Genomic DNA, 22,679 nt, shown 5'->3' with positions numbered 1-22,679 from the left:
AAAAAAAGAAAACCAAAAAGGTCTTTACTAATTTAATTAGACATTCTTGGCAAGCAATTTGTAAATTGCTAATGGAAACTAAAATTATAGAGCCATGAAAACAATAATTGCAATAGGAGTAATTGGAATGTTGCTTTTCGGAATGACAAGCAGCACAACCGTGAGTTATCCAAGTATTAAGAGTCGAAGTTATGGAAAAGGAGAAGTACTTCGCTATAGATTATCATACGGAATTATGGATGCAGGTGAAGCTGTTTTATCTGTAAATGAAACAACTGTTACCGGAGCAGATAATAGACCTTTATTGCACGTGAAAGGAGAAGGTAAAACTTTAGGTGCTTTTAACTGGTTTTATGAAGTGAAGGATGTATATGAATCTTATATTGATAAAGAAGGTGGATTTCCTTGGTATTTTTTGAGAGATGTGAATGAAGGCGGATATACAATTAAGCAAAAGTATGTTTTCCATCAAAATAAGCAAAAGGTACAAACAGAAAATAAAAAGAACAATAAGAAAGATGAATTCAATGTCCCTTTAGGTATTCAAGATATGATTTCTTCTTTTTATTATGCTAGAACTATTGATTTCAGCAATTTAAAACCAGGAGATATTATCGAATTCAAATGCTTTATGGATGAAGAAATATGGCCTTTGAAGATTAAATATCTGGGTAAAGAGGAAGTGAAAATCCGAAGTGGAAAATTTAAAACCCTCAAATTTACTCCTGCTGTTCAGAAAGGACGTGTGTTTGGTAAAAATGATGATCTTCAAGTGTGGATTACAGATGATGCCAATCATATACCTGTACTTGCAAAAGCTAAAATTGCTGTTGGAAGTATCAAAATGCACTTAGTTGAGTGGCAAGGATTAAAAGGAAAGATTTCTAAAATTTAAGTAAAACTTTGGTAGTGGGAAGTGGAGAGTGGAAAATTGAAAGTTAGGTATCAGTATATCACTTTCATTTTTCAACTCTCCACTTTCAATTTCCCACTATTCCCACGCTTTGTCACAAGAATATCAACCTAATCTTCTAAACAATATATATCTTTGCATAGAATACAACTAAATATGTTAGTTTACGATTTAAATATAAAGATAGACAAAGACATTCACGAAGAATGGGTAGAATGGATGCAACAAGTGTATATCCCCAAAGCGATTGAATCTAATCATTTTGAATATTGCCGTGTTTTTAAACACCAACGCAATGAGAAAGGAGGCAAAACTTATTCATTTCATTTTTATGTAAAGTCATTTGAGGATATGGAAGCTTTTTTAGACAATGAAGAGATACCTTTATTGGAAGAGCATCAAAATAAGTTTAAAGGACGATATTTTTTAACCAAATCATACCTTGATTTTTTGGATGAAATCTCATAATTTATTTATTCGGCAGAAATTCAAGTAATAATCTTAGAGAATAACATACAATAATATGGTAGTATATAATGTCACAGTAAGCATAGATAAAGATATTGCAGAAACATGGCTCCAATGGATGAAAGAAGTACATATCCCTGATGTTATGCTTACAAATCATTTCCGAGATTGTAAACTATGTCGTGTACATGGAGAAGAAGAGGGAGGATATACTTTTGCAATCATGTACACCGCAAAATCACAAGAAGACTTAGATATGTATCAGAACCTGCATGCATCTCGTTTACAACGAGAACATACACAAAAATTCCAAGGTAAATTTGCTGCATTTAGGACTTTATTGACTGTAGTACAAGAATTCTAATTATGTCGGTTCAACCTAAAAAACATTTAGGACAACATTTCCTAACAGATCAGAATACCTGTAAAAAAATTGTGGCACAATATCAGAATGTAGCACAAACAGGGAATGTAATGGAAATTGGTCCGGGAATGGGTGCTATAACTCGTTATTTTTTGGAACAGGAAGACACCAATCTTCATGTTATGGAAATTGATAAAGAATCTGTCACCTATCTTTCAGAGAATTTTCCAAAATTAAATGGGAAAATACATAGTCGAGACTTTTTGAAGGAAGATTTATCTACTTATTTTGAAGGACAATCTTTTGCGGTCGTTGGTAATTTTCCGTATAATATCTCTTCTCAAATCTTGTTTCATTGTTTGAAATACCGCAATCAGATACCTGAGATTATGGGAATGTTCCAAAAAGAGGTAGCAGAGCGAGTCGCAGAACCACCAGGATCTAAGAGTTATGGAATTTTGAGTGTTTTAATGCAAACCTATTACGATATAGCGTATTGTTTCACAGTTCATGAGAATGTATTTAATCCACCTCCCAAAGTAAAGTCAGGAGTGATACGTTGTACTCGAAATAATCGCAATCAATTACCTGTAGATGAGAAGCTATTTGAACGCGTCGTGAAATCTACTTTTAATCAGCGAAGGAAAACGATTCGAAATGGTTTAAAAACAATTGTAGATGTTCAGAAATTACCAGATCATCCATTATTATCTCAACGACCTGAAAAATTAAGTGTGGATGAATTTATCATTTTGACTCAATTTGTGGAAGCATATCTATAAAATACACTCCCATTTATCTCGATAGATTGATTTATAAGGGGTTATTTATTTCTGAAAGTAAAATAATATAATATCAATACCATATTGAAAAATATTTAAAAAATATCAACAAGGTATGTTGATAGATTTTTAATAATAACTTTTCAACAGAATTTAATCTATGAATATCATCTTTAAATCGTTCAATTTTACGAATAAGTCGATAAAATCAAAAAAATAAATTCAACACTTTTTATAGAGTTATTCACAGTAAAAAACAGGTAAAATTGCTTCCTAAATTTTTCCAGAAAAAAAAAGTCAAATAAAGTTTCTACTTTTACCAACAGAATTTCGACTGAGAGATTTTTATGGATGTCCACATAATAAATTAATCATCGAACCAGCTATTCAAAAAAAGCAAAATTTAATTTTTTAATTAGGAAGTAACATAAACAATCTTGTTATTATGAGCGAAAAATTGGCACTAAAAACAAAAGAAACAAAAGCGATGAAAGCATATTCGCAAGAAGAGGTACTAGCTACTGCAATTGAATATTTTAAAGGGGACACTCTTGCAGGAGAGGTATGGATGAAAAAATATGCATTAAAAGACCCAATGGGGAATATATATGAGAAATCTCCAGATGAAATGCATAGAAGATTAGCAAAAGAATTTGCACGTATTGAAGCGAACTATCCAAACCCAATGGGGGAAGAGGAAATCTATGAGCTATTTAAGAATTTTAAATATATCGTACCTCAAGGAAGTCCTATGGCTGGTATAGGTAATAATTTTCAATATGTTTCTATTTCTAACTGCTTCGTTATTGGAAATGAAAATGTAGAAGATTCTTATGGAGGTATCCTAAAATTAGATCAAGAACTTGTTCAGTTAATGAAACGAAGAGCAGGAGTGGGTGTAGATTTAACTTTTGTTAGACCAAGCGGTTCCCCTGTTCAAAATTCTGCTCTAACAGCTACAGGAGTGGTTCCTTTTATGGAACGTTTTTCCAACTCTACAAGAGAGGTTGCTCAAGGAGGTAGAAGAGGCGCTCTAATGGAAACAATTGCTATTGACCATCCAGATTCAGAGAATTTTATTGATGCTAAAACCATTGCAGGAAAAGTTACCGGTGCCAACGTTTCTGTAAAGATTTCAGATGCATTTATGAAAGCTGCTCTTAATAATGAGAATTATACATTAACATATCCTGTTAGATCTGAAAACCCATCCTATAAGAAACAAATTGAAGCAAATAAGTTATGGAAGAAAATTATTCATAATGCTTGGGCTTCAGCTGAACCAGGAGTTCTTTTCTGGGATACCTTGATTCAAGAATCTTTACCTGATTGTTATGCTGATTTAGGTTTTGAAACTGTATCTACAAATCCTTGTGGAGAGATTCCTCTTTGTCCAAATGATTCTTGTCGTTTAATTGCTGTAAACTTGTATTCTTATGTAAATAAACCATTTACAGATGAAGCAAGTTTTGACTATGCTTTATTTGAAGAACACATCATTAAGGCACAACGATTAATGGATGACATTATTGATTTGGAAGTTGAGAAAGTAGATAAAATTATTAATAAAATCGAAAACGACCCAGAATCTGAAGGTATTAAGCATACAGAATTGATGTTGTGGAAACGTATCCGCGAAAAATGCCAAATGGGTAGAAGAACTGGTCTTGGAATTACAGCTGAAGGAGATATGTTAGCTGCATTAAACATTTGTTATGGTACAGATGAGGCAAATGATTTTTCAGATGAATTACATAGAAAATTAAAGCACCATGCTTATTATTCTTCTAGTGTAATGGCAGAAGAAAGAGGTGCTTTCCCAATGTGGGATGCTGCTCGTGAAGAGGAAAATCCTTTTATGTTGAGAATTAAAGAGGAAAACCCTGCTTTATATGAAAGATTAATTTCTGTTGGTAGAAGAAACGTGGCTTTATTGACAATAGCTCCTACTGGTTCTGTTTCAATTTTGACACAAACCACTTCTGGTATTGAACCTGCTTTCATGGTAAATTACATGAGAAGAAGAAAAATCAATCCAGACGATAAGAATGCAAGAGTAGATTTTGTTGATGAGATTGGTGATTCTTGGCAAGAGTATCCTGTATTCCACCATAAATTTGAGACTTATTTAATTGCAAAAGGATATAATTTGGAAGAGGTTCGCAACATGGATCAGGAACAAATTGATTCTATTATAGCAAAATCTCCTTATTACAAGGCGACTTCAAATGATGTTGATTGGGTAAAGAAGGTTGAAATGCAAGGTCGTGTGCAAAAACATGTTGACCATTCTATTTCGGTTACGGTAAATTTACCAAGTGATGTAACAGAAGAAATCGTAGAAAAAGTATATGAAACAGCTTGGAAATCTGGATGTAAAGGAATGACTGTTTACCGTGATGGTTCTCGTTCTGGTGTTCTTGTTTCCGCTGATGAGAAAAAGAAAGAAGACGATGACGATAGAAAATCTACTCAATTCCACGATCACCATGCTCCTGAAAGACCTGAGATTTTAAAAGCTGAGGTGGTTCGTTTCCAAAATAACTTGGAGCAATGGATTGCTTTTGTAGGTATGTTAGACGGAAGACCTTATGAAATTTTTACAGGTTCTACAGAAGGATTTAACGGAATTCCTGCTGATGTTAAAGAAGGATTTATCAAGAAAGTGAAAAACGAAGAAAGTAGTCGTTATGACTTCCAATATGTTGATAGAGGAGGATATAATGTGACGGTAGAAGGACTCTCTCGTTCTTTTGAAAAAGAATTCTGGAATTACGCAAAAATGATTTCAGGTGTGTTAAGACATGGTATGCCACTTATCAATGTAGTTGACTTAGTAGGTTCGTTAAACCTTAGAGATGACTCATTGAATACTTGGAAAAATGGTGTAACACGCGTTATTAAGAAATATGTTCCAGATGGAACAAAAAGTAAAAATGAGTGCCCTGAGTGCCATCAGGACTCACTATACTTCCAGGAAGGTTGCTTAACTTGCACCAACTGTGGACACAGTAAATGTGGATAGGAAGTTACAATTAAACAAATAAAAAAACTGCGGAAAGAGATTTACGCAGTTTTTTTTGAAGTATAAGAGAGGTAATGATTTGAATAAACTTACAGTTTAAGCTAATAACCTGTGCTAAACTATCTTGATTTTATAATAATTGTAGTCGATCTTCCTCTTTCTTCTGAGAATTTCTTACCATGAATTTTCACAAATTGTTGTACGGCCTGCTCATCTAATTCTCCTTCTTTAATTAGGTTATATTCTATCAAGTATTTTGCGAGTTGCTTTCTTCCGCCCGGAACGTTGAATTCACATTTTTCAATATCAGCTGTTAAGAAACTTGCATCATAATATACGACTCTCCCTTCGGGATTGCCTGATGTTATTTTTTGAGAATCATAGTAAGTCTCTACGGGTAAAATCATTAATTTCTTATTATCGAGATTATAAATAGTTATTATATTCATCCCAAAATCATATTTTAATAGGAATACAGGCGTATCATCAATAGATACTACTTCTTTTTTTAAATTAACTTTTTGAGTAAAACTTGTAACACTTACCATTATAAGCAGGGTTAACAGGATTAATTTTTTCATCTTCTATCTGTTATAGGTTTATATTTATTTTTTTGCACTAATTACAATAACAATTTCTCCTTTTGGTGGATTCGTTTCAAAATATGAAAGTAATTCTTTCGCTGTTCCTCTATGAAAAGTTTCGTATAGCTTGGATAATTCACGAGCAATGCAGATAAGTCGGTCTTCTTCTAAGAATTCAACCATCTCTTGAAGAGCTTTTACTATACGATGGGGAGATTCATAGAGCACAACAGAACGCTTTTCTTCTGCTATTTCTTTCCATTTGGTTTGTCTTCCTTTTTTATGCGGTAAGAAACCTTCAAACACAAAACTATCACAAGGAAATCCACTTCCTACAACTGCTGGGATAATTGCTGAAGCCCCTGGCAAACAGGTTACATCAATATTATTTTCTATACAAGCACGGATAATTAAAAAGCCTGGATCAGAAATCCCTGGTGTGCCCGCATCTGATACAATGGCAACCCCATTGGAAGCACTTATTTCATCTACTAGCCGATTTACTATTTTGTGTTCATTATGAATGTGGAAAGATTTAAGAGGCTTGGAGATATCGTATTGCTTAAGTAATTGTCCAGTTGTGCGTGTATCCTCGGCTAAAATGAAATCTACTTCTTTTAAAACACGTAAAGCACGAAGCGTAATATCTTCTATATTTCCGATAGGAGTTGGGACAACGTATAATTTGCTCATTATTTGAAGTTATACGCAAATCTACAACTAATATTTTACATCTAATTATATGACGATAGTCATATTTGTGATACCCATCTATTCTTAAGTTTGTAAAAATTTTAGTTATGAAACGTTTTAATATAATTACATTAGTTTTAACATTTGGTTCGATACTCTTTTCTGTTATGTTACAAGCTCAATTTGAATTAATTGGGAATTATCGTGTACGATCTGAATTTGCTGATGGATATAAGCAACCTTTAATGAAAGGACAAGAACCTGGATTTTATATACATCAGGGAGCAATTCTAGGAGCTAAATATAAACATGAACGCTTTCACTTTACTTTCTCCGTGAATGATATTAGAACATGGGGAAGCACTTCCTATGATGGCATCGAAAAAGGTGGTTTCTTTTCTATCCGTGAAGCAAATGTGGCAGTAATTTTCAACAAAAATTGGCAATTAAAAGTAGGAAGGCAACAATTGAAATATGATAACGAGCGAATTTTTAGTCCATCTGGATGGGGAATGCAGGGTATTCGACATGATGCTGCCATTCTAAAGTTTAATTACAATGATTGGAAATTGGATATAGGAGGAGCATATAACCAAAATGCAAATTCAAATATACAAACTTTTTATACGCTAAATCAATATAAAACCTTTCAATATGCATGGGTAAATAAGAAGTGGAATTCCTTGAGTGCCAGCATTATCTTTTTGAATAATGGTGTTGAACAAACCTATTTTAACAAAGATAGTATCCAGAAAAAGAGAACTAATTTTACACAAACAATGGGTTCACATCTTGAGTTTACTAAAGAAAAATATGGAATTACTTTATTTGGGTATTATCAGATGGGTATGACCCCAACACGCCAGGTTTTATCTGCATTTGATCTTTCCTTAGAAGCGAATTATAAACCAATTAAAGGACTTTCTTTTTCTTTAGGAGGTGAGGTTTTATCAGGAACATCACAATTAATGACAGCAAACAATCGTAATTATTCCTATCAGACTTTACATTCTACTCGTCATTCATTTAATGGATATATGGATTACTTTTATTCTGGGAATCATCAGAATAGTGTAGGATTAATAGATGCTTATTTTAAACTGGGGTATAAATTTAAACAGTTCCATTTTAAGATTGATAACCACGCTTTCTTTAGTCATCGAGAGATTATGGATTTAAATGCGATGGATCCTTTAGCTACTCATCATCCGTATTTAGGGTACGAAATGGATTTTACATTTATCTACCAAATGATAGATGAGGTTGCAATCCAGGCTGGATATTCGTTCATGTTGGGTACTAAAGCATTAAGAGATTTGAAAGGCGTTAATCAGACTAAATTACAAAATTGGGCTTATATCATGATTACTGTACAACCGTTTAAGAATTTAAAAATAAAGGGGATAGAGAAGAAGGAAAAGGAAGATTTATAGTTGTCAGCCCTCGGTGTGATTTTTCGAAGAAAAATTGTACCGAGGGCTGACGCCAAGCTCAACTTTCAACACCCCCTTCTTTCGTTGCGTGAAAACTAATGATTAGTATCTGAAAAGCATGATATATCATCAAGGGAAGCAGGATTAATCCAATGGCAGAAGATTGTCCAAAAAGGGCCTTTGAAAATACGGTCCCATGTATCAATGATTTTTTAGTTCCACAATATTGGATAGTAATCTGGTCAGGTCTGTTGAACTTAAATAGTTTGCCTAAGTAACCAGTTAAAAAGAACATGGTAAAGAATAAAATTATCACCAAACCAAATATACTTAACAGTACCCACCAACTAAAGCTACCGAAAATCTTTTCTTCAAAGGAATGGACAAAACTTTTATAGATAATCAACAACACTATGAATTTATCAAAGAAATCAATCTTCTTTGTGTTCTTTTGAGCTATACTTCCAAGCCATTTCCTGAGTAATAAACCTATGGTCAAAGGCACCACTATTTCGGTAACTAATTGAAGATAAATCTCCGTAAAATCATAGGATATATGCGTCTGACTAATAAATAATCCAATCCAAAAAGGAGTAATAAGAATTCCAATTATCCCGGACATACTTGCATTAAAAATGGCTCCAGTCAGATTACCTTTAGCCATAGAAACGAGTACAACTGATGATGATACAGATGATGGTAAGGCAGCCATAAACAAGAAAGCTAGCCAAGTGGATTCGTAGTTGGTATCTTTTACAAATGGAAAAAAGAAAACAACGATAAGAGGAAAGATAATAAATGCACTTCCTTGAACTAAAACATGCAAGCGCCAATTTTTTAATCCGTTTGTAATCGATTTATTGTCGAGTTTAAGTCCATAAAAAAGAAAGATAAGTGAGATTCCTATACTAGCTATCCGATTGATTGGAATAGGGCTATTAGATGCACCTAATTGAGGAAAGAAATAAGCAAGCAGAATACTAATTACAATAGCAATTACAAAGGAATCTACTTTAAATTTCATCCTTTATAATCCAAGTTTTTCTTTGACTTCTCTCCAACCCCCTCCATTTTCACAATCAACACCACAATTTTGAAGAAAGCCAGTTGCATTTCCACTCCTGCCACCTGATGCACAACAAAGGATAATATGCCCTTCCATAGCTTTAATCTCCTCCACTCTATCTGGGACCTCATCTAGCGGAATATTGATACTATTAGGTATATGACCCAGACTAAATTCTACCGTTGTACGTACATCAATAATGAGTTGTTTATCTGCCATCTTATGAAATAGTTGTGAAGGTTAAATATTTATGTAAAACTTCAGGAATCTTGATTCCGTCTGGAGTCTGATTATTTTCTAATAAAGCTGCTAAAATTCGAGGAAGAGCAAGTGCACTACCATTCAGGGTATGGCATAAATGAGTTTTACCATCGTTCCCTTTGTAACGCAATTTCAAACGGTTTGCTTGGAAAGTCTCAAAACAAGAAACAGAACTAACTTCTAGCCATTTCTCTTGCGCTGCTGAGAATACTTCAAAGTCGTATGTGATTGCTGAAGTAAATCCAAGATCTCCTCCACATAAACGAAGAATTCTATAATGTAATCCTAATTTCTCAAGTAATCCTTTCACGTGGTTGACCATTTCTTCTAAAGCTTTTTCAGAATTAGAAGGATGTTCCAATCGTACAATCTCCACTTTATCAAATTGGTGTAAACGATTGAGTCCACGCACATGACTACCGTACGAACCTGCTTCACGTCTAAAACAAGGAGTATATCCAGTTAATTTGATAGAGAAATCCTCACTTGGAAGAATCTCATCGCGGTAGATATTAGTTAATGGCACTTCAGCGGTAGGAATTAAATATAAATCATCTTTCCCTACATGGTACATTTGCCCTTCTTTATCAGGTAATTGTCCAGTTCCATAACCACTTGCTTCATTAACCACGTGTGGAGGCATGTATTCTGTATATCCTGCCAACTCACCTTCGTGTAAAAAGAAATTGATTAGGGCACGTTGTAGTTTTGCTCCTTTTCCTTTATAAAAAGGGAAACCTGCTCCTGTTACTTTTACCCCTAATTCAAAATCAATAATGTCGTATTTTTTAGCTAATTCCCAGTGAGGTAGAGGTGTACCGGAAAACTCAGTTTTCTTTCCGATTTCAATTACTACTTCATTGTCATTTTCATCCTTTCCTGCTGGTACAATTGTTTGGGGAACATTTGGAACTTCATATAAAAGTTTAAGAATTTTTTCATCCAACTCTTTCACTTCTTCTTTGATAGAAGCTTCTTTGTCTTTTAACTCAGTAGTTTTTGCTTTAGCAGCTTCCGCTTCTTCCTTCTTCCCTTCACGCATGAGATTTCCAATCTCTTTTGAGATTGAATTTGACTCGGATTGAACATTCTCCAAATCTGATTTCTTACTTCTCCAGATTTCATCTAAACGATAAATCTCATTGAGTTGAGGGCTAAAATCAACACCACGTTTCTTTAATCCATCAATCAATGTTTCCTTTTCTGTTCTAATTCGAGTGATTTCCAACATAATTTTTACATTTTGAAAATGCAAAGTTAATAGATATTGAGTGATTAACTAGAAGAAAAACAGGAATTATTTTGTGGGATTGGTGAGTTTTATCCTGATAGAATAAAGTTTTGAAGTCGAAGAGAAAATAAATATTCGATAATTAATTTTAACTTTACATCTATTAAACTCCCTTCAATAACAAGCATGTCAAAAGAGAAGAAAGTTCTGGAAAAACCCTTCATTTCTGAAGCTCAACGAATTCAATTAATGGGGCATCATGCTGTTGTTGTTTGGTTTACAGGTTTATCTGGTTCGGGTAAATCTTCTCTTGCAAAAGAATTAGAGATTTTACTGCACACTCATGGCATACATACATATTGGCTAGATGGCGACGATGTAAGGAAAGGATTGAATAGTGATTTATCTTTTAATGTTGAGGACAGAAATGAGAATTTAAGAAGAATAGGAGAAGTATCTAAATTATTTAGGCAAGCTGGAATAGTTACCATTTGCTCTTTTATTACACCACTAGAGAGTCAGCGAACAATGTTAAAAAATATAATTGGTAGGAAAAATTTCGTGGAAATCTTTGTAGATACTCCAATCGAAGAATGTGAACGACGTGATGTTAAAGGTTTATACAAAAAAGCACGAAATGGTGAAATTCAAGATTTTACTGGAATATCCTCTCCATATGAAATTCCTAAAGATCCAGATTTGATTATAAAAACCTTATCAGAAGATTGTAAAGAAGCAAGTCAAAGAATATTCCGTTTTCTTGTGGATGAAAAACGAATAAAAACCATTTAACCCAATATAATTCAAACAATTATGCAACGAAGAGTACTTAAATTTTTAATAAAATTACTGAATAAGATTGCTTATAATGTTGTAACTGCAAAGAATCATTTAAATAGATATCTGTATTATATGGATTTTCAGATGAGAGATGATGATATTTACATTGTAACTTATATGAAATCTGGAACAACTTGGATGCAGGTGATTGTTTATAATTTACTAACAGAGGGAAATATGGACTTTAATCATATATACGATGTTTCACCTTGGCCAAGTAATCAAGCAGCTAAAGGAGAGACGGCTGGGAACATTAACGCTATACCATCTCCAAGGATTTTAAAATTTCATGATCACTATAAAGATTTCGATCCAAGCCTAAAGAATAAGATTATTTATGTTTTTAGAGATGGAAAAGATGTTGCCGTATCCTATTTTCATCATAATAAAAACTATGTAAATGCAGAGTTGACATTTGATGAAAATTTTGAAAAATATTTTAATAACCCCAAAAATAAAATGAATTATTTTTCTTTTAATAAGGATTGGTTTGACAATAAATACAACTTAAATATCCTTTATATATCTTATGAATCACTGAAAACGGATTTTGATAACACATTAAAGAGAATTGCTGATTTTTTAAATGTAAAACTAACAGATGATATTGTTAAACGTACCAAAATCCATTCATCATTTCAATATATGAAAGAACATGAAGAAAAATTCGGAGAAGTCCCTCCTTCATCAAAGCTAGTGTATAATCAGTTTATTCGAAAAGGTGAGATAGGTGGATGGAGAAATTATTTCTCAGACAAACAATTAAAAGAATATCAAGAAAATTATGATAAGTTATTAGGCGGTTTTCTTGAATGAATTGAATTGGTGGGAAATAAAAAAAGGGAGCTAGCTCCCTTTTTAATTGGTTACTTTTTTAATTTGCAAGTTTGTTCGTATGAATCATTTGGTCCCCATACTTGTTTAATTGTTGCCTCATTACATGCAGCAATTGCTTGAGTTTTATTTGCCCCCTCTATAGTAAGATTAGTTTCTTCTGTATAAACAGAACCACTATCGACATACTTAACGGTGCAAGTGCATGAATAATCTTTTTTACATGACAATAAAGCCATTGTCGAAAACAGTGCAATAAATAAGTTTTTCTTTTTCATAAAAATATCACAACTATCCGAAAGTTTGAAATTTAAAAAAATGTCTGAAAAATCCTTTATTTTTGGTTTCGACTAAAAAACAAATTTTATGGGACTTTTCAGACGATGCAAAAATAATAACAAACCTTTAATTCGCCAAATAATAGATTTCGTACCTCGTTGGATGTTGGAGGCTTGCTCCAAACAGTTTCAAGGTGACAAAGGCTGTAGTAAATATAAAACTTACGACCAGTTTGTGGCAATGACTTTCGGACAGCTGAATAAATGTTTAACATTAAGCGATATTTCTATTGGTTTAGGTGTGAATGAGACGTATATTAAGGACTTAGGCTTATTACAAAGTCCTGCACGTTCAACAATGAGCGACGGTAATAAAAAGCGGAATTGGAAAATCTATGAAACGCTATATTTTAGACTCTTAAAACACTATGAACGCATTTTAGCAACTAAACATCAAAGCAAAATCATTGAGGAAATTAAAGACCAAAAAATTAAACTCATTGATAGCACCACAATTAGCCTCTGTTTATCGATGTTTGATTGGGCAAAATTTCGGACAGCTAAAGGAGGAATTAAAATCCACACTTGTTGGGATGATTATTTAATGATTCCTGATATGATAAATATAACTGAAGCCAAAATGCATGATCGCTATGGTTTATCTCAACTTATTTTTCCAAAAAACACCATAATCGTTGAGGACAGAGGCTATTTTGATTTTCAATTAATGTTAAATCGAATACAAGCAGAAAATGTTTTTGTTACAAGAATAAAAAACAACACTGTTTATGAAACCATTCAAGAAATAGAATTACCCGAAGTCGATGATCAAGATATCTTAAAAGATGAAATTATCAAACTTTCTGGTCAGAAATCGAAAGATTGTGGTATCGACCAGCATTATTTGAGATTAGTACATGTTTACAAACCAGATGAAAACAAAGTAATTGAAATTATAACAAATCAATTAGAATGGAAAGCTAGGACAATCGCTGATTTGTATAAGAAACGATGGGATATTGAACTCTTTTTCAAAGCAATTAAACAAAATCTACAATTAAAGACATTTATTGGAACGAGTGAAAATGCTGTAAAATCACAAATTTACATTGCTCTAATTTCATATCTTATACTTGAATTGATTCGTAGAACCACAAAAAAGAAAGTACAGTCATTCTCTAATTTTGTCGAAAAAATCAGAATTTGTTTACCTTTTTATCTCTCCTTGAATTATGTGTGTGACTCAATTTCTGAAGGCGCTAAGAAAATTAAAAGAGATAAACCTCCTAAAATATTTGATCAATATGACTTATTTTCTCAATAAAACCCGATATAATGACGATTTTACTAAGATATAGAAGGAATTATCAAGATTTTTAAAAACTTTCGGATGAATGTGTAAAAATATATGTTAGAATTATTAACACAAATGTATCATATTTTATGTGAATTCCACTTGTTTAATAAGAATTAATTTCGTTATCCAGGTTATCAACCCACGATGCAATTAATCTTTCTACCCCATGACAATTCTATGACAATTCCATGACGGTATTATGACAATGCGCTATTAATCACTTAGTTATGACTAAAATCATGTTGAAAACATATCCAAAATCAAGATTCTTATACTATTTTTGCAAACAGTATTAAATTAAGTGAAAATCATGAAACAATATATATATCTATTCATCTTGTTGTTTATTGCAAGTTCATTTGTAGGTTGTAAAAAAGATACAGCAAAGCCAAAAGAAGATGGCACACTAAAAATTCATGGTACTTGGAAAATTGAATCTATGAATTTCTTAGATAATGTGATTATCTGGAATGATAACGTAGAGTATAATGTAGCGAATTACTTTGGCTATGCCCCAGCTATGTTTGAACAAATGTGGGGAATGGAATTTAGAAAAGAAAAGATTGCTAGTGGGGAAGGATATAAATTGATTTATTTCAACGAAGGAGAATACAATCAGAATTCAGAGATAGACAGATGGTATTGGAATTTCAAAGAAGACAAACAGAGTTTTGAGATGCAGCAAATCAATTTATCAATGCCTCCCTATAATTTCACGATGCGTAATATTCATAATCTAAAAGTATCTGATGATAATAAGAAAATTGTGTATAAAGCAGTAGTTGACACAAGAAGATCAGGAAAACCTTCCACAGATATCGTAGATGTTGAGGTAGAGGTTACACTTATAAAAGGTACACCTAATAGAGGTGCAAATATTTTATTATTTGGTCAACCATACAGCGCAGGAGAGTTATAAGCCTTTTATACTATGATGAGGTATCCACTCCTTTTTCTCATTCTTATTTTTCAAATTTTCCAGCTACATGGTCAAATTGATATATGCGGTAGTGTGGTAGTTGACAAGGTACTCCAACACGATGCTATCGTATTTTTGGTAGGAAGGAAAGATACAGTTCGGACAGATGAATCTGGCAAATTTTGTTTTACTAATTTACCACAGGGAGAATATACGCTTCGAGCTACTTTTGTAGGATATCGCTCAGAACCTCAAAAATTAAACTTGGATAAAAGCATCTCCAAAATTCGTTTAGAAATAAAAACGCCCTATTTGTTTGATGATTTAGATGTTATTTCCAAAAAAACAACTGACGTTAAAGCCGAACAGTCAATTAAAGCTGAAATCGTAGATTTAGAAGAGCATAAACGTTCATCTACTTCGGTGGAACAGTTGATGAATAATGCAACGGGAATCAAAGTACGAAACAATGGAGGCTTAGGGGCTGAATCTGATATTATCGTTGGTGGATACAATGGGAAATCTGTCAAATTCTTAATAGATGGAATACCTATGGATTATTTGGGATCTAGTATGAGTATTACAAAAATCCCTACTAATATGGCTCACCATATTGAGATTTACAAGGGAGTGATGCCTCCAGAAATTGGAATTGATGCCTTGGGAGCTGCTATTAATATTGTCACTAAACCTCCTACAAATACGAATACTAAGGTGAGTTATGAATTTGGCTCATTCAATACGCATCGTTTGAGTTTGAATTCATTTGTGAGATCTTCGGAAAAATTTTCTTTTGGAGTAAATGCTTTTGCAAATTATTCGGATAACAATTTTAAAGTAGATGATTTACCCCTGGATAATGAAACTACAGGTAAAACGGAATATATAACGGCTAAATTATTCCACAATGGTTATAAACAAGTTAGTGGAGAAGTTTTCGTCAATATCGAAAAACAGAAATGGGCAGATTTACTTAAAATTAGTGTCAATAGCTATGGACTCCAAAAGCAAATTCAAAACGATATGTCATCTCGTGCCCGCCCTTATGGTGGAGCCCTACGAAATGAACATACGACTGTGATTCCGTCTTTGCTCTACAAAAAGAATTTTTGGGATAATAAATTCCAGCTTTCTCAATTCCTCGTGTTTAGCAGTATCAATTATGCATTGGTTGATTCAGTGAAAGATGCTTACTACGACTGGGAAGGGAATCGACATGCTACAATTTCAGGAACCGAGATGGGAACGGATATGTCGAATTTGACAGAGCCCATCATTCGTACAACAATTAATAATTTCACCTACCGTGGACTCTTTACCTACCGTTTTTCGGATAAACACAAACTGGTTTTAAATGCTGTAGAGAATTTTCTGTACCGTATTGCCGATGATTTGAGTGAGTATGATTCTAAATCGTATGTGACTTATAACCGTTTTATTGCGGCATTGGGTTATCAATATAAATTATGGGATGAACGCATTGAAGGGTTGACTCAGGTTAAATTTATGAATTCTTATACACAAGGTGTAGTAGATGATGAGTTTGAAATAGGTGAGGAAGAGGAACTTTCTACTGTGAATTTCGGAACGAGCTTAGCTCAATCTATTAAATACCAGTCTAAAAATGGTTGGATGGCACGTGCTTCTGCCGAAAATACCTATCGTTTACCAGACCAGTTGGAGATTTTTGGAGATAATGTTTTTATCCTACCCAATTTAAAGTTAAAACCCGAAACAAGTCTTAATATCAACGTAAGTTTGGGGTATAGGCACAAAAAGTACTACAAAGTTGAGGTTAGTTCCTATTATAGAAACACGAAAGACATGATACGTTTAAAGGAATTAACACAATTCCGTTCGATGTTCTTGAACCTAGATAAAGTGAGAGGATACGGAATAGAGTTAGAAGCAAGCGTGTATCCAGTGGAAAGATTAGAAATTTCTGGAAATCTAACTTACAATGAGTTCCGTTTTAAAGGTTCTAAAGATAACATCTCTCAAAATGACCATTTCATGGATGCACGGGTGAGTAATATGCCTTTCTATTTTGGAAATGCTCGCATTAGTTACGAGTTTAAGAAGTTATTTACCGAAAAAGATAAAATCAAACTTTACTGGACGTATAGTTACGTACATCAATACTATCTCGATTTTATAGAAAAGCAATTTGAACCAGATGGGGTTTTAGGAATCTATGGGAAAAGTAAAATTTATACAGATCGTGTAATTCCTATACAGCATGTTAATTCAGCGGGTTTTGTATGGTGGATAAAACTTACAGAAAAGGAGCATATTTTGGCATTTTCTGCAGAAATTAATAATATGTTCAATAAACCCGTGTATAACAATTTTAGAATGCAAAGTGCAGGTCGAAATTTTTCAATGAAATTAAGTTATGAATTCTAAATACGCTCTTAAAATATCATGCTTGTTTTTTGTACTTGCTTTAATCCTCTCTTCTTGCAAGGTGGAAAATCTAAGTAAGGACAATATACCTAAATCCGATTTTAGCAAATACAATTATGTAATTGCTACAGAAGACGCTTCCTCGGAAGATATTACAACCTTCTTTGCCTTTAATCTTTCTCAAATGATTCCTGATAAAAAATATGATTTGTTTACAGAGGAAGATCTGTTTATCAACTCCAACCCATCCACTTCTTCAGGTCATTTTTCAATGAATCAATATTTGTTTTCATTGGCAAAAGATAAACAAGGATATTCATCTACTCCGGGCTTGTTCCGTTTGACACTCAATGTAGATAACCGTATGTATATCGAAGATAATCTAAGTATTTCTAAAAATAATCTCTTCCCAGCACGCCAATTATGCATTGTAAATGAGCATTTAGGATATTTCTACGACGAAGGGAAAGACGCATACAAAATCAAAATATTTGATCCTACTCAGATGATTCTGACAGGAAAGATAGATTTGGAACCTGCCGTAAAAGCCTTTCGACCTGATGCAACATGGGTGGATGAATCGGGTAATAACTTAGTGCGTACCGGATCCCTCGTGCTAGATGCCAACCAAGGGAAATTGTACGTAAGTATTGTATTTCTTGAGAAAGCTGGATTCAACCTAATCAGTGAAACCGAAACGAGTTTCTATCTAGCGGTAGTTGACATTAATTCACAGCAAGTGGAGAAGATTATATCCTATTACGGAGTAAAAACAGTAGGCTTCTTTGTATCTGAAAATAAATCGACCACTGTGGATGAAAATGGAAATATGTATTTCTGTTCTTGGGGATGGAATCAGTTTAATGAAGGAAATCCATCTAAAGTATTCCGTATTAAAAGTGGAGAAACTGATTTCGATACCAATTGGTCTATAGATATTGAGTCGGCTATTGGTTCGCAACGCGTTGCACAATCCATGATTTCCTATAAAGGTAAAATCTATCTCCACGTATCTGAAGGAGCGTATGGGTTCTTGGACTCCGATCAATCTCCGGGAGCTGTAACCATGTCGTATTACGAATTTGATCCTGCTAATCCGGGAGTAGCTAAGAAATTAAATATTCCATCTTCCAATGCCTCACCGCGTATCAATGTGTTTAATATCATAGATGATAAATTATTCATTGCAGTTCCAAATATTGAACAAAGTAAATTCAATGGATTCTATTCGGTAGATGATAACGGAGATGTGAAGAAAGAAATCACACTTGCTAATAAATATCGACCTACGCGATTATATAAGCTACATAAGTAAGAAAAGATTTTTATCTTTAGAACAAAAATATAGATATGAATGATTTAATGCCTTGCCCAAAGTGTAACTGTGAGTACACGTATGAACAAGACAACTTAATTGTTTGTCCAGAATGTTTTTATGAGTTTGATCCTAAAGAACTTGAAAAAGAAGGGAAAGTTATCGATGTCAATGGGAATGAATTACAAAATGGAGATGCTGTAATTGTTATGAAAGACTTACCTGTAAAGGGATATCCTAGACCAATTAAGTCAGGAACAAAAGTGAAAAATATTCGTTTACGCCCCGATAATGACCATAATATCGACTGTAAAGTAGATGGTTTTGGTTCTATGTCGTTGAAATCTGAATTTGTAAAGAAGGCGTAGCATATCCTCTCTGTTTTTCAACAAAATTCACTACATTTGCAGTCCTTTTTAAAAAGAGCAAATTATGAGTGATAAATATCCTGAATACAATGGGTTGAATTTACCCGAAGTAGCCAAGCGAATTGCGGAGAAATGGGAACAAGAAAAGACCTTCCAAGCTTCCATTGATTCGAGGGATGAAAACAAGCCGTTTGTGTTCTTTGAAGGTCCTCCTTCTGCAAATGGACTTCCTGGAATTCACCACGTTATGGCGCGCTCTATCAAGGATATTTTTTGTCGCTATAAAACGCTGAAGGGATATCGTGTGAACCGAAAAGCCGGTTGGGACACACATGGTTTACCCGTTGAATTAGGGGTAGAAAAGAAATTAGGCATCACCAAAGAAGATATTGGAACTAAAATCTCTATCGAAGAATACAATGCTACTTGTAAAAAGGAGGTGATGCAATACACCGATATCTGGAACGATTTGACTTTGAAAATGGGGTATTGGGTAGATATGGACGATCCATATATTACCTATACTTCAAAATATATGGAAAGTGTATGGTGGTTGTTAGGGCAGATGTATCAAAAAAACTTGCTTTACAAAGGATATACGATACAGCCATACTCTCCAAAAGCAGGAACAGGATTATCCACCCATGAATTAAATCAACCGGGTTGTTACCGCGACGTAAAAGATACGTCTTGTGTGGCACAATTTAAAGTCAAAGAAGACAGTAAAACGATTTTTGGAGAGGAATTCAACAATGAAGATGTTCATTTTTTAGCTTGGACAACTACTCCTTGGACCCTTCCTTCCAATACAGCATTAACCGTTGGAAAAAACATTGAATACGTTCTTGTTCGCTCTTTCAACCAATATACGTTTAAGGCAATTAATGTAATTTTAGCAAAACCATTGGTGGGATTGCAATTTTCTAAGGGATATGAACAAGTTGAAAACAGTGAAGATTTAAAGAACTATACAGAAGGAGATAAAAAAATCCCATTCTGGATAGGGAAATCATTTAAAGGAGCTGACTTGGTAGGAATTCGCTACGAACAATTATTGCCGTATGCACTTCCTATGGAAAATCCACAAGAGGCTTTCCGTGTGATTTCAGGAGATTTTGTAACTACAGAAGATGGTACGGGTATCGTACATACTGCACCTACTTTTGGGGCGGATGACGCTTTTGTGGCTAAACAAGCAGGTGTTCCTCCGATGTTGGTGCCAGATGAGCATGGCAATCCTGTTCCTTTGGTGGACTTACAAGGTAAATTCCGTCCTGAGATGGGAGAATTTGCGGGTATGTACGTAAAAAACGAATACTATGCAGACGGTGAAGCTCCAGAGAAATCTGTAGATGTATTGATTTCCATTAAACTCAAAGAGGAAAACAAGGCCTTTAAAGTAGAAAAATTCGAACACAGCTATCCACATTGTTGGAGAACAGATAAACCTGTTTTATACTATCCATTAGATTCTTGGTTTGTCAAAGTATCTGACCAAAAAGACCGTTTAATTGAATTGAATAAAACGATCAATTGGCAACCTGAATCTACCGGTTCTGGTCGTTTTGGGAAATGGTTAGAAAACCTAAATGATTGGAACTTATCGCGTTCTCGTTATTGGGGAACTCCAATTCCTATTTGGAGAACAGAAGAAGGAGACGAAGAGATTTGTATTTCTTCTATTCGTCAGTTGAAAGAAGAATGTGAGAAAGCAGTAAAAGCAGGAGTGATGACTCAAAATCCATTGGCTGACTTTAACCCAGATGATTTCTCGAATGCAAATTACGAACAAGTAGATTTACATAAAAACTACGTGGATCAAATTACCTTGGTATCACAATCTGGTAAGCCTATGAAGCGTGAATCAGATTTGATTGATGTGTGGTTTGACTCAGGTTCTATGCCGTATGCACAATGGCATTATCCATTTGAAAATAAGGAATTCATTGATTCAAAGAAGGCTTTCCCGGGAGATTTTATCGCAGAAGGGGTAGATCAAACCAGAGGATGGTTTTATACCTTACACGCAATTGGTACACTCGTATTTGATTCTGTAGCTTATAAAAGCGTTATTTCTAACGGATTAGTATTAGATAAGAACGGACAGAAAATGTCAAAAAGTAAAGGAAATACTGTAAATCCATTTGAAACCTTGGAGAAATATGGTCCGGATGCCACTCGTTGGTATATGGTTACAAATGCCTCTCCATGGGATAATTTACGTTTTGATACAGATGGTATTGTAGAAACACAGCGTAAATTCTTTGGAACGCTTTACAACACCTATTCTTTCTTTGCTTTATATGCAAACATTGATGGATTTACGTATAGTGAAGCGCGTATCCCAACACAAGAAAGACCAGAAATTGACCGTTGGATCATCTCTAAATTAAACTCTTTAATTAAAGAAGTAGATTATTCATTAGATACCTTAGAACCAACTAAAGCTGGGCGTTTGATACAAAATTTCGTAAATGATCACTTATCCAATTGGTACGTGCGCTTATGTAGAAGGCGTTTTTGGAAGGGAGACTATAGTAAAGATAAAATTGCAGCCTACCAAACGTTGTATGAATGTTTGGAAGCAATCGCTATTTTGAGTTCCCCTATAGCACCATTTTACAGTGACGAATTATTCCGCGATTTAAACAAAACAACAGGAAAGCACAAGGTAAACTCTGTTCACTTAGCCGATTTCCCTACTGTTCATACAGCTGATATCAACGAAGAATTAGAAGAGCAAATGGAAATTGCACAACAAGTTTCTTCCATGGCTTTGAGTTTACGTAAAAAGGAAAATATCCGCGTTCGTCAGCCGCTCCAAAAAATCATGATTCCTATTTTAGATGGGAATTTTAAATCTAGAATACAGCACGTTCAGAATTTAATTCTATCTGAAATTAATGTCAAAGAACTAGAATTATTAGAAGATGTAACGGGAGTTTTAAAGAAGAAAATAAAACCAAATTTCAAAACCATAGGTCCAAAATATGGAAAGCACATGAAGGCAATTGCAGGAATGGTTGGAGCTTGGGGAGATGCTGATATTTCATCCGTAGAGAAGAACAAAGGTTGGACTGGTGATTTAAATGGTGAGACAATTTCCTTAGAATTAGAGGATTTTGAGATTACTACAGACGATATTCCAGGTTGGTTAGTTACATCTGAAGGAGGAATTACTGTTGCTATGGATATTACAATTACTCCTGCCTTAAAGCAAGAAGGAATTGCCCGAGAATTGGTAAACCGTATTCAGAATTTCCGAAAAGAAGCTGGTTTTGAAGTAACAGATAAGATTGTTATTACCATAGACACCACTCCAGAAATTAGTGATGCAATTACCAATAATAAAACCTATATTTCTTCTGAAGTATTAGCAAATGACATTGTATTTGGTAAGACTTCTGGCTATACTACAGATATTGAAGTAGAAGGCGATGCTGTCATCCAGTTGGAGAGAGTGTAGGTCTAACGATCGTAGCGTTAAGACATCCTTTGGATGGGATAGAATGTCCATTTGATACATTTGGGGTTTAACATTT

The 22,679-nt window shown here is 34.0% G+C and carries 20 protein-coding genes; 14 read left to right on the top strand and 6 right to left on the bottom strand.

From position 1 onward, the window contains the following. Positions 1-94: 94 nt before the first annotated feature. The 5 genes from M9897_00170 to M9897_00150 all read left to right on the top strand — a co-directional run bounded on the left by M9897_00170 (position 95) and on the right by M9897_00150 (position 5,552). Entirely contained in the window at positions 95-895 is an 801-nt protein-coding gene (locus M9897_00170) for a DUF3108 domain-containing protein (GenBank protein ID MCO5267296.1), read from the top strand. Positions 896-1,069: 174 nt separating this feature from the next. Further along, a complete protein-coding gene (locus tag M9897_00165; protein MCO5267295.1) occupies positions 1,070-1,381 on the top strand; it encodes a DUF4286 family protein in 312 nt (103 codons plus the stop codon). A 55-nt stretch (positions 1,382-1,436) separates the two neighbouring features. Then, on the top strand, positions 1,437-1,745 hold the full coding sequence (locus M9897_00160; GenBank protein MCO5267294.1) for a DUF4286 family protein: 309 nt from the start codon (positions 1,437-1,439) through the stop codon (positions 1,743-1,745). Further along, positions 1,745-2,527 carry a 16S rRNA (adenine(1518)-N(6)/adenine(1519)-N(6))-dimethyltransferase RsmA gene (gene rsmA, locus M9897_00155; GenBank protein MCO5267293.1) on the top strand — a complete coding sequence of 261 codons (783 nt, stop codon included), beginning with the start codon at positions 1,745-1,747 and terminating at the stop codon, positions 2,525-2,527. Before M9897_00160 ends, rsmA begins: the two co-directional genes overlap by 1 nt. A 445-nt stretch (positions 2,528-2,972) precedes the next feature. Further along, complete coding sequence (locus tag M9897_00150; protein MCO5267292.1) at positions 2,973-5,552, top strand: adenosylcobalamin-dependent ribonucleoside-diphosphate reductase; 2,580 nt, start codon at positions 2,973-2,975, stop codon at positions 5,550-5,552. Between the two features lie 119 nt (positions 5,553-5,671). Here the strand turns inward: M9897_00150 and M9897_00145 are convergent, their stop codons facing one another. Both M9897_00145 and rsmI read right to left on the bottom strand, forming a co-directional pair. Next, entirely contained in the window at positions 5,672-6,133 is a 462-nt protein-coding gene (locus M9897_00145) for a hypothetical protein (protein ID MCO5267291.1), read from the bottom strand. Between the two features lie 24 nt (positions 6,134-6,157). After that, positions 6,158-6,829, bottom strand: a complete 672-nt coding sequence (gene rsmI / locus M9897_00140; protein ID MCO5267290.1) for a 16S rRNA (cytidine(1402)-2'-O)-methyltransferase — start codon at positions 6,827-6,829, stop codon at positions 6,158-6,160. Between the two features lie 107 nt (positions 6,830-6,936). Here rsmI and M9897_00135 point away from each other — a divergent pair, with 107 nt between their 5' ends. Continuing rightward, complete coding sequence (locus tag M9897_00135) at positions 6,937-8,262, top strand: hypothetical protein (protein MCO5267289.1); 1,326 nt, start codon at positions 6,937-6,939, stop codon at positions 8,260-8,262. A gap of 58 nt (positions 8,263-8,320) precedes the next feature. On the opposite strand, the gene M9897_00130 is transcribed toward M9897_00135, so the two are convergent. The 3 genes from M9897_00130 to serS are packed head-to-tail and all read right to left on the bottom strand — an operon-like array spanning position 8,321 to position 10,820. Next, positions 8,321-9,286: a bile acid:sodium symporter gene (locus tag M9897_00130; GenBank protein ID MCO5267288.1), complete on the bottom strand. Its 966-nt coding sequence runs from the start codon at positions 9,284-9,286 to the stop codon at positions 8,321-8,323. 3 nt (positions 9,287-9,289) lie between these two features. After that, on the bottom strand, positions 9,290-9,547 hold the full coding sequence (locus M9897_00125; protein ID MCO5267287.1) for a rhodanese-like domain-containing protein: 258 nt from the start codon (positions 9,545-9,547) through the stop codon (positions 9,290-9,292). Position 9,548: 1 nt separating this feature from the next. Next, positions 9,549-10,820 (bottom strand): serine--tRNA ligase, encoded by a 1,272-nt coding sequence (serS, locus tag M9897_00120; protein ID MCO5267286.1) that lies wholly within the window; start codon positions 10,818-10,820, stop codon positions 9,549-9,551. A gap of 186 nt (positions 10,821-11,006) precedes the next feature. Between serS and cysC the strand changes: the two genes are divergently transcribed. Together cysC and M9897_00110 are read left to right on the top strand one after the other, a co-directional pair. After that, a complete protein-coding gene (gene cysC, locus M9897_00115; GenBank protein ID MCO5267285.1) occupies positions 11,007-11,612 on the top strand; it encodes an adenylyl-sulfate kinase in 606 nt (201 codons plus the stop codon). 21 nt (positions 11,613-11,633) lie between these two features. Further along, positions 11,634-12,476 carry a sulfotransferase domain-containing protein gene (locus M9897_00110; GenBank protein ID MCO5267284.1) on the top strand — a complete coding sequence of 281 codons (843 nt, stop codon included), beginning with the start codon at positions 11,634-11,636 and terminating at the stop codon, positions 12,474-12,476. 50 nt (positions 12,477-12,526) lie between these two features. On the opposite strand, the gene M9897_00105 is transcribed toward M9897_00110, so the two are convergent. Beyond that, positions 12,527-12,772: a hypothetical protein gene (locus M9897_00105; GenBank protein ID MCO5267283.1), complete on the bottom strand. Its 246-nt coding sequence runs from the start codon at positions 12,770-12,772 to the stop codon at positions 12,527-12,529. Positions 12,773-12,860: 88 nt separating this feature from the next. Here M9897_00105 and M9897_00100 point away from each other — a divergent pair, with 88 nt between their 5' ends. The 6 genes from M9897_00100 to ileS all read left to right on the top strand — a co-directional run bounded on the left by M9897_00100 (position 12,861) and on the right by ileS (position 22,603). After that, positions 12,861-14,096 carry an IS4 family transposase gene (locus M9897_00100; GenBank protein ID MCO5267282.1) on the top strand — a complete coding sequence of 412 codons (1,236 nt, stop codon included), beginning with the start codon at positions 12,861-12,863 and terminating at the stop codon, positions 14,094-14,096. A gap of 343 nt (positions 14,097-14,439) precedes the next feature. Beyond that, a complete protein-coding gene (locus M9897_00095) occupies positions 14,440-15,048 on the top strand; it encodes a hypothetical protein (GenBank protein ID MCO5267281.1) in 609 nt (202 codons plus the stop codon). Between the two features lie 15 nt (positions 15,049-15,063). Then, on the top strand, positions 15,064-17,454 hold the full coding sequence (locus tag M9897_00090) for a TonB-dependent receptor plug domain-containing protein (protein ID MCO5267280.1): 2,391 nt from the start codon (positions 15,064-15,066) through the stop codon (positions 17,452-17,454). Further along, entirely contained in the window at positions 17,444-18,769 is a 1,326-nt protein-coding gene (locus M9897_00085; protein ID MCO5267279.1) for a hypothetical protein, read from the top strand. The genes M9897_00090 and M9897_00085 overlap by 11 nt, the downstream gene beginning before the upstream one ends. A gap of 35 nt (positions 18,770-18,804) precedes the next feature. Then, positions 18,805-19,137 carry a zinc ribbon domain-containing protein YjdM gene (locus M9897_00080; GenBank protein ID MCO5267278.1) on the top strand — a complete coding sequence of 111 codons (333 nt, stop codon included), beginning with the start codon at positions 18,805-18,807 and terminating at the stop codon, positions 19,135-19,137. A gap of 64 nt (positions 19,138-19,201) precedes the next feature. Continuing rightward, complete coding sequence (gene ileS, locus M9897_00075; protein ID MCO5267277.1) at positions 19,202-22,603, top strand: isoleucine--tRNA ligase; 3,402 nt, start codon at positions 19,202-19,204, stop codon at positions 22,601-22,603. Positions 22,604-22,679: the final 76 nt, after the last annotated feature.

The organism is Brumimicrobium sp. (assembly GCA_023957385.1).
In the GTDB taxonomy this organism is placed as follows: Bacteria; Bacteroidota; Bacteroidia; order Flavobacteriales_D; family Crocinitomicaceae; genus Brumimicrobium.
This window is presented reverse-complemented; position numbering and strand designations above follow the sequence as displayed.

What these genes read in the sequence shown, in the direction of transcription:
- M9897_00170 (MCO5267296.1), top strand. Translation starts at nt 95, where the DNA reads ATGAAAACAATAATTGCAATAGGAGTAATTGGAATGTTGCTTTTCGGA.
- M9897_00165 (MCO5267295.1), top strand. Translation starts at nt 1,070, where the DNA reads ATGTTAGTTTACGATTTAAATATAAAGATAGACAAAGACATTCACGAA.
- M9897_00160 (MCO5267294.1), top strand. Translation starts at nt 1,437, where the DNA reads ATGGTAGTATATAATGTCACAGTAAGCATAGATAAAGATATTGCAGAA.
- M9897_00150 (MCO5267292.1), top strand. Translation starts at nt 2,973, where the DNA reads ATGAGCGAAAAATTGGCACTAAAAACAAAAGAAACAAAAGCGATGAAA.
- M9897_00145 (MCO5267291.1), bottom strand. Translation starts at nt 6,133, where the DNA reads ATGAAAAAATTAATCCTGTTAACCCTGCTTATAATGGTAAGTGTTACA.
- rsmI (MCO5267290.1), bottom strand. Translation starts at nt 6,829, where the DNA reads ATGAGCAAATTATACGTTGTCCCAACTCCTATCGGAAATATAGAAGAT.
- M9897_00135 (MCO5267289.1), top strand. Translation starts at nt 6,937, where the DNA reads ATGAAACGTTTTAATATAATTACATTAGTTTTAACATTTGGTTCGATA.
- M9897_00130 (MCO5267288.1), bottom strand. Translation starts at nt 9,286, where the DNA reads ATGAAATTTAAAGTAGATTCCTTTGTAATTGCTATTGTAATTAGTATT.
- M9897_00125 (MCO5267287.1), bottom strand. Translation starts at nt 9,547, where the DNA reads ATGGCAGATAAACAACTCATTATTGATGTACGTACAACGGTAGAATTT.
- serS (MCO5267286.1), bottom strand. Translation starts at nt 10,820, where the DNA reads ATGTTGGAAATCACTCGAATTAGAACAGAAAAGGAAACATTGATTGAT.
- cysC (MCO5267285.1), top strand. Translation starts at nt 11,007, where the DNA reads ATGTCAAAAGAGAAGAAAGTTCTGGAAAAACCCTTCATTTCTGAAGCT.
- M9897_00110 (MCO5267284.1), top strand. Translation starts at nt 11,634, where the DNA reads ATGCAACGAAGAGTACTTAAATTTTTAATAAAATTACTGAATAAGATT.
- M9897_00105 (MCO5267283.1), bottom strand. Translation starts at nt 12,772, where the DNA reads ATGAAAAAGAAAAACTTATTTATTGCACTGTTTTCGACAATGGCTTTA.
- M9897_00100 (MCO5267282.1), top strand. Translation starts at nt 12,861, where the DNA reads ATGGGACTTTTCAGACGATGCAAAAATAATAACAAACCTTTAATTCGC.
- M9897_00095 (MCO5267281.1), top strand. Translation starts at nt 14,440, where the DNA reads ATGAAACAATATATATATCTATTCATCTTGTTGTTTATTGCAAGTTCA.
- M9897_00090 (MCO5267280.1), top strand. Translation starts at nt 15,064, where the DNA reads ATGAGGTATCCACTCCTTTTTCTCATTCTTATTTTTCAAATTTTCCAG.
- M9897_00085 (MCO5267279.1), top strand. Translation starts at nt 17,444, where the DNA reads ATGAATTCTAAATACGCTCTTAAAATATCATGCTTGTTTTTTGTACTT.
- M9897_00080 (MCO5267278.1), top strand. Translation starts at nt 18,805, where the DNA reads ATGAATGATTTAATGCCTTGCCCAAAGTGTAACTGTGAGTACACGTAT.
- ileS (MCO5267277.1), top strand. Translation starts at nt 19,202, where the DNA reads ATGAGTGATAAATATCCTGAATACAATGGGTTGAATTTACCCGAAGTA.